The 15374-nt window shown below is 56.6% G+C and carries 9 protein-coding genes; 5 read left to right on the top strand and 4 right to left on the bottom strand.

Annotated elements, in window-relative coordinates:
* Positions 1 to 15: 15 nt before the first annotated feature.
* The 5 genes from hrpB (at position 16) to H5P30_RS00245 (ending at position 7085) form a co-directional block, all read left to right on the top strand.
* Positions 16 to 2505: an ATP-dependent helicase HrpB gene (hrpB, locus tag H5P30_RS00265; RefSeq protein ID WP_185690966.1), complete on the top strand. Its 2490-nt coding sequence runs from the start codon at positions 16 to 18 to the stop codon at positions 2503 to 2505.
* Between the two features lie 291 nt (positions 2506 to 2796).
* Positions 2797 to 4047 carry a diaminopimelate decarboxylase gene (locus H5P30_RS00260; RefSeq protein WP_185690965.1) on the top strand — a complete coding sequence of 417 codons (1251 nt, stop codon included), beginning with the start codon at positions 2797 to 2799 and terminating at the stop codon, positions 4045 to 4047.
* Positions 4048 to 4054: 7 nt separating this feature from the next.
* Positions 4055 to 5086 (top strand): UDP-glucose 4-epimerase GalE, encoded by a 1032-nt coding sequence (galE, locus tag H5P30_RS00255; protein WP_185690964.1) that lies wholly within the window; start codon positions 4055 to 4057, stop codon positions 5084 to 5086.
* Positions 5087 to 5102: 16 nt separating this feature from the next.
* Positions 5103 to 6074 carry a carboxylating nicotinate-nucleotide diphosphorylase gene (gene nadC / locus H5P30_RS00250; RefSeq protein ID WP_185690963.1) on the top strand — a complete coding sequence of 324 codons (972 nt, stop codon included), beginning with the start codon at positions 5103 to 5105 and terminating at the stop codon, positions 6072 to 6074.
* Between the two features lie 3 nt (positions 6075 to 6077).
* Positions 6078 to 7085 carry a biotin--[acetyl-CoA-carboxylase] ligase gene (locus tag H5P30_RS00245; RefSeq protein ID WP_185690962.1) on the top strand — a complete coding sequence of 336 codons (1008 nt, stop codon included), beginning with the start codon at positions 6078 to 6080 and terminating at the stop codon, positions 7083 to 7085.
* Between the two features lie 26 nt (positions 7086 to 7111).
* On the opposite strand, the gene H5P30_RS00240 is transcribed toward H5P30_RS00245, so the two are convergent.
* The 4 genes from H5P30_RS00240 to ahr form a co-directional block, all read right to left on the bottom strand.
* Positions 7112 to 7273, bottom strand: a complete 162-nt coding sequence (locus tag H5P30_RS00240; protein WP_185690961.1) for a hypothetical protein — start codon at positions 7271 to 7273, stop codon at positions 7112 to 7114.
* A gap of 428 nt (positions 7274 to 7701) precedes the next feature.
* Positions 7702 to 9189: a glutamate synthase subunit beta gene (locus tag H5P30_RS00235; protein WP_185690960.1), complete on the bottom strand. Its 1488-nt coding sequence runs from the start codon at positions 9187 to 9189 to the stop codon at positions 7702 to 7704.
* 46 nt (positions 9190 to 9235) lie between these two features.
* A complete protein-coding gene (gltB, locus tag H5P30_RS00230) occupies positions 9236 to 13885 on the bottom strand; it encodes a glutamate synthase large subunit (protein WP_185690959.1) in 4650 nt (1549 codons plus the stop codon).
* A gap of 324 nt (positions 13886 to 14209) precedes the next feature.
* On the bottom strand, positions 14210 to 15214 hold the full coding sequence (gene ahr / locus H5P30_RS00225; protein WP_185690958.1) for an NADPH-dependent aldehyde reductase Ahr: 1005 nt from the start codon (positions 15212 to 15214) through the stop codon (positions 14210 to 14212).
* Positions 15215 to 15374: the final 160 nt, after the last annotated feature.

Below are 15374 nucleotides of genomic sequence, written 5' to 3'. Positions count from 1 at the left end.
GGGATTCGGTTCCAGATGGAACTGCCGATCGATCAACACCGCGAAGAAATCCTGGATTCATTTCGAGAACCAGGGTTGTCCATTCTTCTCGCACCTCCCGGCACCGGAAAATCCACTCGAGTTCCTCGATTTCTGGCCGAGGGTGACCGGAAAGTCATCTGCATCGAGCCTCGCCGCATCGCCGCTCGATCCCTCGCCCAGAGAGTCGCATCAGAGACAGGTGGCACTCCCGGAGGCCTGGTTGGATACCGAGTCCGTTTCGACAAGAAAATCTCTCGGGAGACCCGCATTGAATTCGTCTCGCGGGGGGTATTTCTCCGGCAAATTCTGTCCGAACCCTCCTCGCTCGATCAATATCACGCGATTCTCCTCGATGAATTTCATGAGCGTCAGCTGGAGACGGATTGGATATTTGGCTACCTTCTCGCTCAACGGAACCACCATCCCCATCTGCGGATTGGCATCCTCTCCGCCACCCTCGATCCAGAACCGATCCGCAAACTCTGGCCCGACTCCCGGACCGTCGAAGTTGAGTCTCCGCTCCACGACGTCGAGATCCGGCACACCAGCCGACCAACTCAATTTGATGCCCGTACCGCGACCGATCGCGCCGTCCAAGCCGTTCTCGGTTTAGCGCAGAGCGGATCCTCACCCGACTACCTCGTTTTCCTCCCAGGATACCGGGAAATCCGCCAGGCCGTTCGCAACCTCCGCGAACACCCTCAGATGAAAGGCTGGGACATCCTCGCCCTCTCCGGCGAGCAAAGCCCCGAGGAACAGGACCGAGCGATCCGCTCCAGCGGCCGCCCGCGGGTCGTTATCGCCACCAACCTGGCCGAGAGCAGTCTCACCGTCGAAGGCATACGGGCGGTTGTCGACAGTGGCCTCGCCCGGAGGATGGATTACGACCCGTCACGAGGGATCAACGCCCTCCGCACCGTCCGGGTTTCTCTCTTCTCGGCCCGCCAACGCTCCGGGCGAGCCGGGCGAATTGATCCCGGGATCTGCGTTCGCCTCTGGAGCGAACGGGAGGAACGCAGCCTCTCTCTTCAGGATCTTCCTGAATGCCAACGGCTCGACCTCTCCGATTGGCTCCTGCAAAATTTGGCTGGCAAGCAGATAGCCCCAGAGGATTTCCCTTGGATCGACCCTCCTCCCCCAGAGAATCTTGAGCAGGGTTGGACCCTCCTTCGCCAACTCGGGGCCGTCACCGAACGAACGCTCACCCAGCACGGCTCCACCCTCGGGCAACTTCCCCTTCATCCGCGACTGGCCGCCCTTATCATTGAGGGAACAAAACGGGGCGTCGGCCCAGCAGCAGCCCGACTCGCAGCCCTCATTGAGGAAGAGAGGCTCATCATCCCAGACACCCCCGCCGAATCCCGATATGCGGAAAGACGCGACCAAGCCGACTTTGAAGCGGATCTCCGGCTTCTCGACGCAATTGAACACGGACAATCTCCTTCGCCAGGCGAAGGGGCGCGGCTGGGAGCGGCCCGGCAAGTACTCCAGCAAGCCAAACGGCTGAGTCGCGGACTCCCCCCGGGATCTGCCGATTCGGTCGAGGAAATGATTCGCCTGCGACAATGCTGCCTCGCCGGATTCCCTGACCGAGTGGCCCGCAGGCTCGACCGTGGAACCACCACCTACCTCTGCCGCGACGGCAGCACCGCCCGTCTCGATCGCCGCACCCGCGTCACTGGAGACGAATGGATCCTCGCTCTCGACAAAAAGGAGATGCTGGTTCAAGGAACTCGCACCGCCATTCTCTGCTCTCCAACGAACTTGGAGCCCAGTTGGATCCAGGAAAGCCTCGGCGATTCGCTGAGCCGCAATACTGGCGTTTTCGAAGACCCTACGGGACGTCTCCTTCGACAGGAAATCCTTCAGCTCGATGCCATAGAACTTGAGCGAAATACCCTCGGCGACGCCAACGATTCTGACCGCGCCAGCTATTTTGCCGAGGAAGCCATCAATGGGAACATCCCCCTACGCAAATGGACCCCTGCCGTCGATCGTTGGATCCAACGCATGGACTGTCTCCGGCTTCACTTTCCCGAATTCGAAATCCCCGAATTCGACGAAGAAGCTAAACGTACGGTCCTCGAAATGATCGCGCACGAAACTCAAACTGCGAAAGAATTCCGCAACGCGGAGATCCTACCCACCCTGCGCGAATGGCTCAGCCCCGAGCACCGGGCGATGATGAACCAGATACTCCCCGAGCACTACCCGATTCCCGAGCGCAGGAAGCCCCTCAACATTGATTACGGAACCCCCGAGAGCCCAAGGATCTCCCTTCGCATCCAGGAAGCCATGGCTCTCAAGAAACACCCCCACATCGCCAACAACCGCTGCCGCCTCACCGTAGAACTCCTCGCCCCCAACCAACGCCCCGTCCAAGTGACCCAAGACCTAGAAGCTTTCTGGTCGACTAGCTATCCCCAGATCCGAAAAGACCTCCGAGGCCGCTATCCCAAACACCACTGGCCCGAATCAGTATAGCTCCCCGAGCCCATTTCTCGATAGGGTCAACCATTTTAAACCTGGTTAATTATATTCCGTGAAATATTTGCAAGGCACTTATAATCAACAAATTAAAACCACAAAACCCCATTCATCTTGTAAACCCAGACTCAGCGAAGATTCCACCTGCAACCGTTAAATCCGGAAGTTGCGAAAAACCACCTTCCAAGATATCAGTGCATTTTCATCTGCTCAGTAGATTGAAGGAAACCTCTGGCGGAGAGTTGAAGTGGACTTGCCTTCCCTGCGCCTCTCAGGCTCGATAGTGGTATGGAGATTCCAGAATTCTTTAATGCGCAGCTCCTGAGCGAGTTGGAGGCCCTTTCGGGCACTCCTTGCTATGTCTATGACGAGGCGACGATTCGCCGTCAGACAGACATCATGAAGAAATTCCCCGCTCCCTTTGGACTATTTCCCCGGTATGCGATGAAGGCCTGCCCGACTCGGGCAATTTTGGCTTTGGTCACGGGCGAAGGGATTGGGATCGACGCTAGTTCTGGATTTGAAATTGACCGGGCTCTCCGGGCAGGAGTGGATCCTACCGCCATTTCCTTGAGCACACAGGAACTGCCCTCGGACTTTGATCAATGGATCAAGAAGGGGGTAAAGATGAATGCCTGCTCCCTCTCCCAATTGCGACGCTACGGAGAGAAGTTTCCCAACACTTCCATTGGCATCCGCTTCAATCCCGGCCTCGGCTCGGGGGGGACCGCGAAGACCAACGTCGGAGGTCCATCTTCAAGCTTCGGCATCTGGCACGAAAAAAAGGAGGAAGTCCGGGCAATTGCCGCTGAATTTTCACTGAAGATCGAACGGATCCACACTCATATCGGATCCGGAAGCGATCCGGCGGTCTGGCAACGGACCGCCAACCTGAGCCTGGCTCTGGTCCGTGAGTTCGAAACGGTCGAGAGCCTCAACCTTGGTGGAGGCTACAAGGTGGCTCGGATGGCGGACGAGGTGAGCACTGACCTTCTCAAGATCGGCGAACCCGTTGCCGCGGCACTTACGGAGTTTGCGGAAGAAACCGGTCGCAAGATCCGTTTGGAGATTGAGCCCGGAACGTTCGTCGTGGCCAATGCTGGCTATCTGGTCAGCCGCGTTCAGGACGTGGTCGATACCGGAACCGGGGGGCATCAGTTCCTCAAGCTCGACAGCGGTATGACGGAGCTCCTACGTCCTTCGCTCTATGCCGCGCAACATCCCATTTCCATCATTCCCCGGGGCAGAACCGTCGAAGACATGGAAGACTATGTGATCGTGGGGCATTGTTGTGAATCGGGCGACTTGGTGACTCCGGCACCCGACGATGGGGAAAAACTGGCCTTCAGGAATCTCCCTAAGACGCAAATTGGCGATTGGTGTGTCATTGGCGGAGCGGGTGCCTATTGCAGCGCCATGAGCACCAAGAACTACAACAGCTTTCCAGAGACTTCGGAAGTCCTACGGTCAGAGAATGGAGACTTGAACTTGATTCGCCGCAGACAAACACTGGACCAACTTCTCGCCAACGAAATCTAAGTTGCCCATGAAAGAAAAAATCCTCGTCACCGGCGGTGCCGGATACATCGGATCGCACACAGCAGTCGAATTGATCGAACGCGGCTACGAAGTCGTCATCATCGACGATCTCTCCAACTCGGAAGAAACCGTTCTCGACGGCATTGAATCCATTACCGGCACCCGACCTGATCTTGCCGTGTTTGACATCTGCGACGAGGCCAAGCTGGAACTCTTCTTCCAAGCCCATCCGGACATCGCCGCGATCATTCATTTCGCTGCCGCCAAAGCGGTAGGGGAATCCGTGTCACGCCCGCTCCACTACTACCGGAACAATATCCTCTCGCTGGTCAACCTGCTTGAGGTGCTCCCGACGACTCAGGCCAAAGGAATTGTTTTTTCTTCTTCCTGCACCGTTTATGGGCAACCCGACACGCTTCCAGTGACCGAAGAGGAACCCGTCAAGAAGGCACTTTCCCCCTACGGCAACACCAAGCAGATATGTGAAGAAATTCTGCAGGATGCCATTGCATCGGGAGCAGACTACCGAACCATCGCACTCCGCTATTTCAATCCGATCGGAGCTCACCCTTCCGCAAAGATCGGCGAGCTTCCGCGGGGCGTGCCCAACAACCTGGTTCCCTTTATCACCCAAACCGGGGCTGGCCTTCGTGAGAAGATCCAAATCTTTGGCGACGACTACAACACACCGGATGGCACTTGCGTACGCGACTACATCCATGTGGTCGACTTGGCCAAGGCGCACGTGATTGCCACCGAGCGAATCCTAAAGAAAACGGCTCCCGAACAGTACGAATTTTTCAATTTGGGCACGGGGAAGGGAAGTTCGGTCAAGGAGATCGTCGATACCTTCGAAAAGGTATCCGGAAAGGAACTTCCGAAAACGATCTCGCCCCGTCGAGCTGGCGATGTCGAGGCCGTCTACGCCGATACCCGCCGGGCCAACGAAGTTCTCGGATGGAAATCTGAGCTCGGCCTCGAAGAGATGATCTCCAGTGCTTGGGCCTGGGAAAAGAGCATTCGCGGAATCGAGTCCTAACTGAACCACGGGATTCATGCCCTCCGAGAAGATCCCCTCTCTCAGCGATGCCGCCCTGGAGCGGCGGAATCGCTTTCGGGAACATTTCTACCGGCAGGTGCAGTGGGAGGATCTCGACTCTGCGCACGTCGCGGAGTTAATCGACCGCGCAGCGAAGGAAGATTTAGCGGGCGCCGGATTTCGGTATGCCTGCGAAAAGCCCGGAGATCCTACCTCGGAACTATTTCTGTCCCCTGACCAAAAGGTAACCGCGACCCTTGTAGCGCGGCAGCCTATGACCGTGGCCGGACTCCGGATGGCACCGGCCATCCTCGATCGATTCGACTCTAAGCTGAAGATTGAATTTCTGGTCCGGGATGGTGAATCGGTATCCGCAAAAACCGCACTGGCCGAGATAACAGGAAGCGCACCGTCCCTCTTCACCGCAGAACGGACGCTCCTCAATTTCGTCCAAATGCTCTCAGGGATCGCCACAGAAACCCACCGCTTGACCAAACTCTTGGAGGCTACTAAAACCCGCCTCCTCGACACCCGCAAGACTCATCCCGGGTATCGGGCCTTGACCAAGTATGCCGTTTCCGCAGGCGGAGGATGGAACCACCGACTTGGGCTCTATGACCGCATCATGCTCAAGGACAACCATCTCGCCGCAAATGCGAGTTCCTTCGAGTCGGCCTTCGCCGAGGCCGTTTCCAAGGCCCGCGACCTCCGCCCCGACCTTCCGATCGAAGTCGAAATCGACTCCTTGGTGCAACTCCCTACCGTTCTCTCCGCCGAACCGGACATGATCCTCTTCGACAACTTTTCAACGACCGATATCCAAAAGGCAGTATCCATCGTAGGAGGACGCTGTCTGACCGAGATCAGTGGGAACGTAACCGCCGAAAGCCTCCCGCAGCTCGCCCCTCTTGGAGCAGACTTCATTTCAACTGGCGCCACCGTCCACCAGAGCCGATGGGTAGACCTCGGCTTGGACCTCGCATCCTAAGTCATGACGATGCGAATTGATTCCCCGGATGTTCAGATCCTCCGGGCTCTTCGCAGTTCCCCGGAAAGCTTCTGCTCCGGGCAAGATCTTGCCCAACAGCTGGGTATGTCGCGGGTCGCGGTATGGAAGCGACTCGAGAATTTGAAGAAGCTGGGCTTCGTCATCGAAGCGATCCGCAAAAAGGGTTACCAACTCAGCCAGACTCCCGAGCAAGCAACCGAAGCCGGGATCCTTTCCCATTTACCTCCAGACTCGTCCCTCCAAGAACTCATCCTTACAGAGACTTCGGCGAGCACCAACAACGAGGTCATGCGACTCCTCGCGACAGGATCCGAAGCGCCTCTGGCCTGCATTACCCGGCGCCAGCCCGGGGGCAAAGGGCGGCGAGGAAACTCTTGGAGCGGCGACTTCCCCGGAAACCTATATGGCAGCCTCGGGTTTCGCCCCGACATCCATCCGCGGCGCATCGGGCTCCTCACTATTTGGACCGGACTCCGGATCTGCAAACGCATCGGCGAAATGACCGACCTGCCGATCCAACTCAAATGGCCTAACGATCTTTACATCAATGGACGTAAGCTCGCGGGGATTCTCTCCGAATCGACACTGGAGACCGAACGCATTACCGCCTTGGTCATCGGCGTGGGCATGAACATCAATATGGAGACGGAAGATTTCCCTCCCGACCTCCGGGCCACCGCGACGAGCTTGGCCATCGAGGCTGAGCACACATTTTCTCTCGATGCGATCATTTCCGCAGTGGTTGAGGAAGTGCTTGGGGCTACGAGTGACTGCATCACCGGGATTGATGAAGATCGCTTGGCCGACGATTGGGAGAAGCTCGCCTGCTTCCTCGGCAAAGCTGTGTACGTCTTCAATTCTGACGGCACGAAAAGCACTGGCACACTTTCCGGAATTGATCGGGCCGGCTCCCTCCTTCTCCGCACCCCTTCGGGCGCTCTGCAATCATTCCGCGCCGGCGACGTCAGCCTCCGCCCCGACGCTTCCTGATCAGAATCTGGAACCGTCTCCTGGGATCATTCGAAATAATTTTCATTGATCCACCAACCGACAAAAACCCCGAGGACGCTTCCGACAAAACTCAATCCAAAGGCCGTCATCATTCCAACCTTCTGGCCGAGCGCCCACCCAGCATAGCTAAAGACAGTGATGGCGGTAAAAAGACAGATCTTTTTCACGATTTCATCTTAAAGAAAAATCGGGCGCGCTCACGAGCCAATTCCGAGGGTCTGGCCAAACGGAAAGCCTTTCCGAAAACCCAGAAAACTTCCGCTCGTCAAAGTTGGGTGCTGAAGAAACCCACCCACAATCGCCAACCCATCGCGGCAGGAACTCTCCCCCGGACGTGACTACAAGTCCTCGAAGTTTTCGCAACGGAACGCTCCCATTTCCCTCGGGTTTTCGAGAGCGCGGCACTTCAGCCTCCGCTGCGCAAAGAAAAGAACGCACTGACATCGCGGGCTAAAGCACCGCGCTCCCCTCAACCTCTCCGCGTTTTTCTCACGAAATGGCTGGCCTGACAGATGAAGTCCCCGGAACTTCCGGCAACTCCCCCGCCCTCATGACAAACAAGCTACCTTGCTGTCATAAGAGGATCGAGGTCGCCTCAGGGAAGCTTGGTCGATCCCATAAGGAAACGATCGCACTCACGGGCGGCGGCACGACCTTCGTTGATGGCCCAGACGATGAGAGACTGGCCACGGCGCATATCGCCAGCCGCAAAGACCTTGTCGATGCTGGTCCGGAATTCTCCGTACTCGGCTTTGACATTCGATCGGGCATCCTGCTCGAGGCCGAGTTCTTCCACGATCGTCGCTTCGGGGCCTAGGAAGCCCATGGCCAAAAGAACCAACTCAGCCGGAAGAACCCTTTCGGACCCTTCTACTTTTTTCGGCATAAACCGACCGTTTTCGCTGACCCATTCGACATCGTGAACATGGATGGCTTTGACGTTTCCGTCCTCGTCTCCCTCAAACTTGCTGGCGGTCACCAAATACTGGCGTGGGTCCTCGCCCTGAACGGCAGCAGCCTCCTCTTGGCCATAGTCGACCTTGAAGACTTTGGGCCATTCCGGCCAAGGGTTGTTCGCAGCCCTCTCCATCGGAGGTTTCGGCATGATCTCGAGCTGGGAAACGCTTTCGCATCCATGACGCAAGGACGTGCCCACACAATCGGTTCCGGTGTCGCCACCGCCGATGATGATGACGTTCTTACCCTTGGCCAATTCGCTAAACTGCGATCCTTTGCCTTCGCGGACGTCCCACATCTCCTTGGTGTTCGGTCCGAGGAAATCCATGGCAAAATGGATATTGCCCAGTTCCCGCCCGGGAATAGGCAGATCGCGCGGCTTGGTGGCACCGCAGCAAAGAACGACGGCATCGAATTCGTCGAGTAGCTGACGGGCGGGCAGATCCTTTCCGATCTCAACTCCGGGGCGGAAGGTAACGCCCTCGTCTTCCATCAACTGCACTCGTCGATTCACGACTTCCTTTTGCAGCTTCATGTTCGGAATCCCGTACATCAAAAGCCCTCCAATTCGGTCGGCCCTTTCGAACACAGTCACACGGTGCCCTGCCTGATTGAGCTGATCGGCAGCGGCGAGTCCGGCCGGGCCGGATCCAACCACTGCAATCTTCTTGTCCGTGCGAGTCGCAGGAGGGTTGGGCTGCACCCAACCTTCGGCCCAAGCTTTGTCGATGATCGACTGCTCGATATTCTTGATGGTCACCGGAGGCTCAATCACCCCAAGAACACAGGAGCCTTCGCAGGGAGCGGGGCAGACGCGCCCGGTAAACTCCGGGAAGTTGTTCGTCTTCATCAGCCGCTCATAGGCATCCTTCCAGCGGCCCTTGTAAACGAGGTCATTGAACTCGGGGATGAGATTATTCACGGGGCAACCACTGGCCATGTTGGCCAGAGTCATTCCGGTGTGACAGTAGGGGGTGCCACAATCCATGCAGCGCGAGCCCTGCTCTCTCAGCTTGCCCTCGTCAAATCCTTCGTGCGTCTCGTTCCAGTCCTTCAAGCGCTGGATCGGATCGCGATCTGCGATCGTCTTGCGCTCGAACTCCAAAAATCCGGTTGGTTTTCCCATAAACAGTCGTTCCCGTTAATTTGTAATATTTCGATCAGCGAGAGGCTTAGTGTCCCGCCATCACGTTTTCTTCGAAGGCAGCGAGGATGGCCGCGTCTCCTTCGAGTCCGCGCTCCTCGGCACGGGTCTGTGCCTGCAGCACACGTTCATAATCCTGAGGCATGATCTTCAAAAAGCGCTGAGCGCTCTCTGGCCACTCGTCGAGAATCGCTTTTCCGTGAACGGATCCGGTGTATTCGACGTGACGCTCAATCTTTGAGCGCACCAATTCGATCTCCTCATCCTTGCATTCGATGAGTTGATACACATTGACCATCTCGGCATTGAGGCGCTTCTCGACGAAATCACCCAACTCGTCGTAGACGTAGGCGACTCCACCTGACATCCCGGCACCAAGATTACGTCCGGTTGTTCCGAGATTAATTACCATCCCGCCAGTCATGTATTCCAAGGCGTGATCGCCGACTCCTTCAACAACCGCCTCAACTCCCGAGTTGCGAACGCAGAAGCGCTCTCCCGCCATTCCGGCGACGTAGGCTTCTCCGGCCGTTGCTCCATAGAAGCAGACGTTACCGGTAATGATGTTCTCACGGGCGACAAACGGTGAATCTTCCGGCGGACGGACGATGATCTTAGCTCCAGACAATCCCTTACCGAGGTAGTCATTGGTATCGCCGGTCACAGAGAAGGTCATCCCCTTCGGACAGAACGCGCCGAGACTCTGCCCCGCGGAACCGGTCAAGTTGATGCGGACCGTGTCATTCGGCAAACCCTCAGCGCCATGTTTTCTCGAGATTTCGGCTCCGGTCATCGTTCCGACGACCCGGTTCGTATTGATCACAGGCAGATCCATCTCAACTGGTTTGCCCTCCTCAATCGCCGGCTTTGCGCGGTTGAGAATTTCCGTGCGATCGAGAGAAATATCAAGCAGGTGGTCCTGCTTCATCTGGCAATAGGTGCCGACATTCTTACCGACGTACGGACGGTAGAGGATCTTGCTGTAATCCAGCCCTCTCGCCTTCCAGTGATCAATAGCCTTGCGTAGCTCCAACTTGTCGACGCGTCCGACCATCTCATTGATCGTGCGGAAACCAAGCTTCGCCATAACGCCGCGAAGATCTTCGGCCACAAATCGCATGAAGTTTTCAACGGCCTCCGCTCCTCCATTGAACTTCTTCCGAAGCTCAGGGTTCTGCGTCGCGATCCCAACTGGGCAGGTATTCTTTTGACAAACACGCATCATCAAGCACCCGAGGGTGATGAGGGGTGCGGTCGCAAAACCAAACTCCTCGGCGCCGAGCAAGCAGGCGATGGCAACGTCGCGGCCTGTCTTCAACTGGCCATCCGTCTCGACCACGACGCGAGAGCGCAGGTCGTTGAGCAATAGAGTCTGATTGGTTTCGGCGACACCCAACTCCCATGGAGCTCCGGCGTGTTGGATCGAGGAACGAGGAGACGCCCCAGTTCCCCCATCGTAGCCGGAGACAAGAATAACATCGGCCTTCGCCTTCGCGACACCGGCGGCAATCGTTCCGACCCCGACTGCCGAGACCAGCTTCACGTTCACCCGAGCATTCACATTGGAATTCTTCAGGTCGTGAATCAGCTCGGCCAGATCCTCAATCGAATAAATATCATGGTGCGGCGGCGGCGAGATGAGTCCGACCCCTGGAGTGGTTCCCCGTGTCTTGGCGATCTGCGGGAGGACTTTGTGTCCGGGCAGCTCTCCACCTTCACCGGGCTTGGCACCCTGAACGATCTTGATCTGAATCTCGTCGGAATTGACCAAATAGTGACTGGTCACCCCGAAACGGCCAGAGGCCACCTGCTTGATCGCCGAACGACGGCTGTCGCCGTTCTCATCCGGAGTAAAGCGGTCAGAATCTTCCCCACCTTCACCGGTGTTGGACTTTCCTCCCAGGCGATTCATGGCAATGGCCAACGATTCGTGCGCTTCTTTCGAGATCGACCCGTAGGACATAGCACCCGTTTTGAAACGACGGACAATGGCGTCGACGGACTCGACTTCCTCAACCGGAATCGACTTCGATTCGTCAAAGCGAAACTCCATCAGTCCCCGCAGGGTGAAGGTTTCCTTGGACTGGTTGTCAATGATGTCCGCATACTCGCGGAAGACCGCGTAGTCGCCGAGGCGGGTTGCCTTTTGCAGCTTGTGGATCGTCACCGGATTAAAGAGGTGGCGTTCACCGTCTTTTCTCCACTGGTAGACCCCTCCGGAATTGAGAGCCACCGCGCGGCTGTCACCCCGGGGAGCAAAAGCGCTGAAATGGCGGATTTCGGTTTCGCGAGAGATCGCTTCAATTCCAATCCCCTCCACACGGGAGGCGGTCTTGGTGAAATACTTATCGATCACGAGCTGGTTGAGACCGATCGCTTCGAAGATCTGTGCGCCGCGGTAGGAAGCCACGGTCGAGATCCCCATCTTCGACATCGTCTTGATCACGCCATTCAAGTTTGCCTTCAGGAAATTGAGGCAAGCCTTGTCCGGCCCCACCTTGATGTCGTCATTCGCCACCATGTGACGAACACTCTCCAGAGCGAGATACGGATTGATGGCATCCGCCCCGTAGCCCAAAAGAAGGGCGAAGTGGTGAACTTCGCGGGGTTCACCCGACTCCAAGACGATGGATACCCGCGTGCGCGTTCCCTGCCGCACGAGGTGGTGGTGAAGACCAGCCACGGCGAGGAGAGCCGGGATCGGAGCCTTCTTCGGCCCGACCTTACGATCTGAGAGGATAAGAATATTCACCCCGTCATCAATCGCCGCATCGGCATTCTCGAAGAGCTGCTCCATGGCAGCTTCCAACCCTTTCTCAGAAATATCCGGTTCGGAATTCTGGCTGTGTCCACTGGCCAATCCTCCCACCCGCGGGGAAAAGGTAATCGGCAAGATGGTAGAGTTGAAGCCCTTCATGTCGATCTCCACCAACTGCCGCAGCTGATGGCGGTCGATCAAAGGAGACTCCAACTTGATCATCCGGCAACTTTCGGGCCCCGGACGAGTCAGGTCCCCTTCCGAACCGAGGAAAGTCACACTGGCGGTGACCAACTCTTCCCGAATGGGATCGATCGGCGGATTGGTGACCTGCGCAAAGAGCTGCTTGAAGTAGTTGTAAAGTAGCTGCGGCTGGTCGGAGAACACGGCCAGCGGCGCATCGTTCCCCATCGAACCCAAGGGCTGTTTGCCAATCTCGGCACTGGGACCGAGGATAAAGCGCATATCCTCAAAGGTGTACCCGAAAGCCTTCTGCCGCGTCTCGATCGATTCAAAATCATCCGCGATCACCTTTTTCGGAACCGGAAGACGCTCGGCTTCGACCAAGTTGTCCCGCAACCATTCCCCATAAGGATGCTCGCTGGCAATCTGTTCCTTCAGCTCGTCATCTCCGACGATCCGGCCCTTCTCCATATCGATCAGGAACATCCGACCCGGCTCGAGACGGCCTTTCTGGACCACATTCTTCGACTCCACTCCGGCCAAGACCCCGACTTCAGACGCGAGAATCACCTTATCGTCAGACGTTACGTAGTAACGAGATGGGCGCAGACCATTACGGTCCAGAGTCGCACCGACTTGAACCCCGTCGGAAATCGCCATCGAAGCCGGGCCATCCCAAGGCTCCATCATGCAGGCGTGGAATTCGTAAAAGTCACGCTTATGCTGTGGCATATGACGGTGACGCTCCCACGGTTCAGGAATCATCATCATCATCGCGTGGGCGAGACTCCGTCCGGAAAGGACGAGGAACTCCAAACAGTTGTCGAACTTTTGCGAGTCCGACCCTTCTTCGCGGATGATCGGGAGCAACTTGCGGAAATCCTTCCCAAAAACCTCCGATGCCAACTGCATCTGCCGGGCATGGAGCCAATTCTCATTTCCACGAACGGTGTTGATTTCGCCGTTATGGCAAAGGTAGCGGAAAGGCTGAGCCCGCGGCCAGCTAGGGAAAGTGTTGGTAGAGAAACGAGAGTGCGTCAGCGCCATCGCCGACTCCATCGCCTCATCGCTCAAATCCGGGAAATACTCCTGGAGCTGCCCGGTGGTCAGCATCCCCTTGTAGACCATCGTCCGGCTCGAAAGGGAGCTAATGTAATAAATAGACTCCTCATCCTCGCCCCGGTAGCGAATCCGGTGGGCTGCGATCCGGCGAATGACGTATAGCTTCCGTTCAAACGGCAGACCCCGCTCGACCACATCCTCACGCCCGATGAAGAACTGACGCATGAACGGTTCACAATCGGCAGAGGCTTTCCCGAGGATCCCGCTGCGTACCGGCACATCGCGCCAACCGAGGAAAGAAAAACCTTCTTCTTTGACGATCTCCTCGATCGTCTTCTCCTCCTCGGCCCGCTCTTCCGGATCCTTGGAGAGAAAAACAAAACCCGCACCGTAATCCCCTTCTTCGGGAAGCTCAAAGCCTCCCTCCATGCGGCAGACCTTGCGGAGGAACTTGTCAGGAATCTGGATAAAAAGCCCGGCGCCATCTCCGGTAATCGGGTCGCAACCGCAACCGCCCCGGTGATCGAGATTCACGCAGATCTCCAACGCACCTTGGACGATGTCATGAGACCGGCGCCCCTTCATGTCCACAATCAGTCCGATACCGCAGTTTTCGCGCTCGTTATTTGGATCGTAAAGGCCTTGCGCCTTAGGTCGTTCAAATCGTTGTTCCATAGTCGAATTAGAAAAGGGTTTTATGCATGGCCACTTACGAAGCCAACAATCCTAAGAATCATCGGAGTCCTGAACAACGAATTGAAGAAAAAAATGCAGATCCACTATTATTTCAGTCAATAATGTGCCTCCAGAGGGATTAGTAAGGCTTTCCGGCTAGGTTTCGCAGCGAAAAAGCTCCGAAAAGAGCGCTCCTCGAAACCTAGTTGGCCACTCCTCTCCTAGAAAAACCTTTCCCGCCAATCCAAGTTCCCGCCAAGATTTGACCTATTTACCGTCAAATCCTCCCGATCCTCTGGCAACGAGGCCATGATCCGGCTCCGGCTAGATATCGTTTTTGAGAACGATTCGATACCGAGGTTTGCCCTCTTCCAATCTCTCGAAAGCCTCGTTAATCTGGCTCATCGGCATCTCCTCGACCATCGGAGCGATGTCGTGCCTTGCGCAGAATTCAAGCATTTTGGCGAGAGTGGCTGGGCTGCCAAAGGGTGAGCCACCGACACTCTTTTGCCCCGCAAGCAACGGGAAGAAAGGAAGCTGGAGTTCGGGAAGCACTCCGACGAAGTGAAGCTTTCCTTTGGCGCGAAGGGCGGCAAGAAATGGTTCCCAATCGAGAGGCACGTTGATCGTGACGAGGATCAAGTCCAAAGAATTCGCCACAGCCTCAACCTCTTTCGGATCTTTGCTCGAGACGAACCGATGAGCCCCCAACTTCAAAGCCTCTTCCTTCTTATCCGCCGAGGAAGAAAAAGCGGTCACCTCACAGCCCCAAGCATTGACAAATTGCAGAGCCAAGTGACCAAGCCCACCGATTCCGACTACGCCGACCCGATCCGTCGGCCGGACCTCGTTGATGACCAACGGGTTAAAAACGGTGATCCCCCCGCAAAAAAGCGGCCCAGCCTTGGCAAAGTCCAAATCTTCTGGAAGAGGAATCGTCCATTCCGCCCGAGCTCGGACGCGTTCGGCAAAACCGCCATGCCGACCAACAATCGTCTGATCGGCGCTCTCACACAGATTGTGATCCCCTTCCATGCAAGTATGGCAGGTCATGCAAGATCCGGAGATCCAGCCGAGCCCAACCTTCTGACCTTCATGGAGATGCTTCACGTCGGAACCCACCTCGGCGACCGTCCCAACCACCTCGTGCCCGGCGACGAGCGGATACTCGCTCATTCCCCATTCGTCCTTCCAGATGGAAAAATCACTGTGGCAGACGCCGCAGTATTCAACCTGAATCTCGACCTCATCCCTACCCAGCTCGCCAGGATCATATTCCGACAGCTCAAATGGGGCACCCTTACCGCTCGCCATGTACGCTTTGATCATATCGGGAGGATAGCGCAACCCTGCCGAAGAATCAACGATCCGCAGGAAAAACCCAACCGCTTACCGGTGTCGTAGCGCCCGTTTTTTCTGAAAAAGGCAGCGTTCGTCAAATCCTACGAGCCTGGACGGTTTGCGGGAGAAGCGGAGTTGTTTGAGACGA

Source organism: Puniceicoccus vermicola (genome assembly GCF_014230055.1).
Classification (GTDB): domain Bacteria; phylum Verrucomicrobiota; class Verrucomicrobiia; order Opitutales; family Puniceicoccaceae; genus Puniceicoccus; species Puniceicoccus vermicola.
This window is presented reverse-complemented; position numbering and strand designations above follow the sequence as displayed.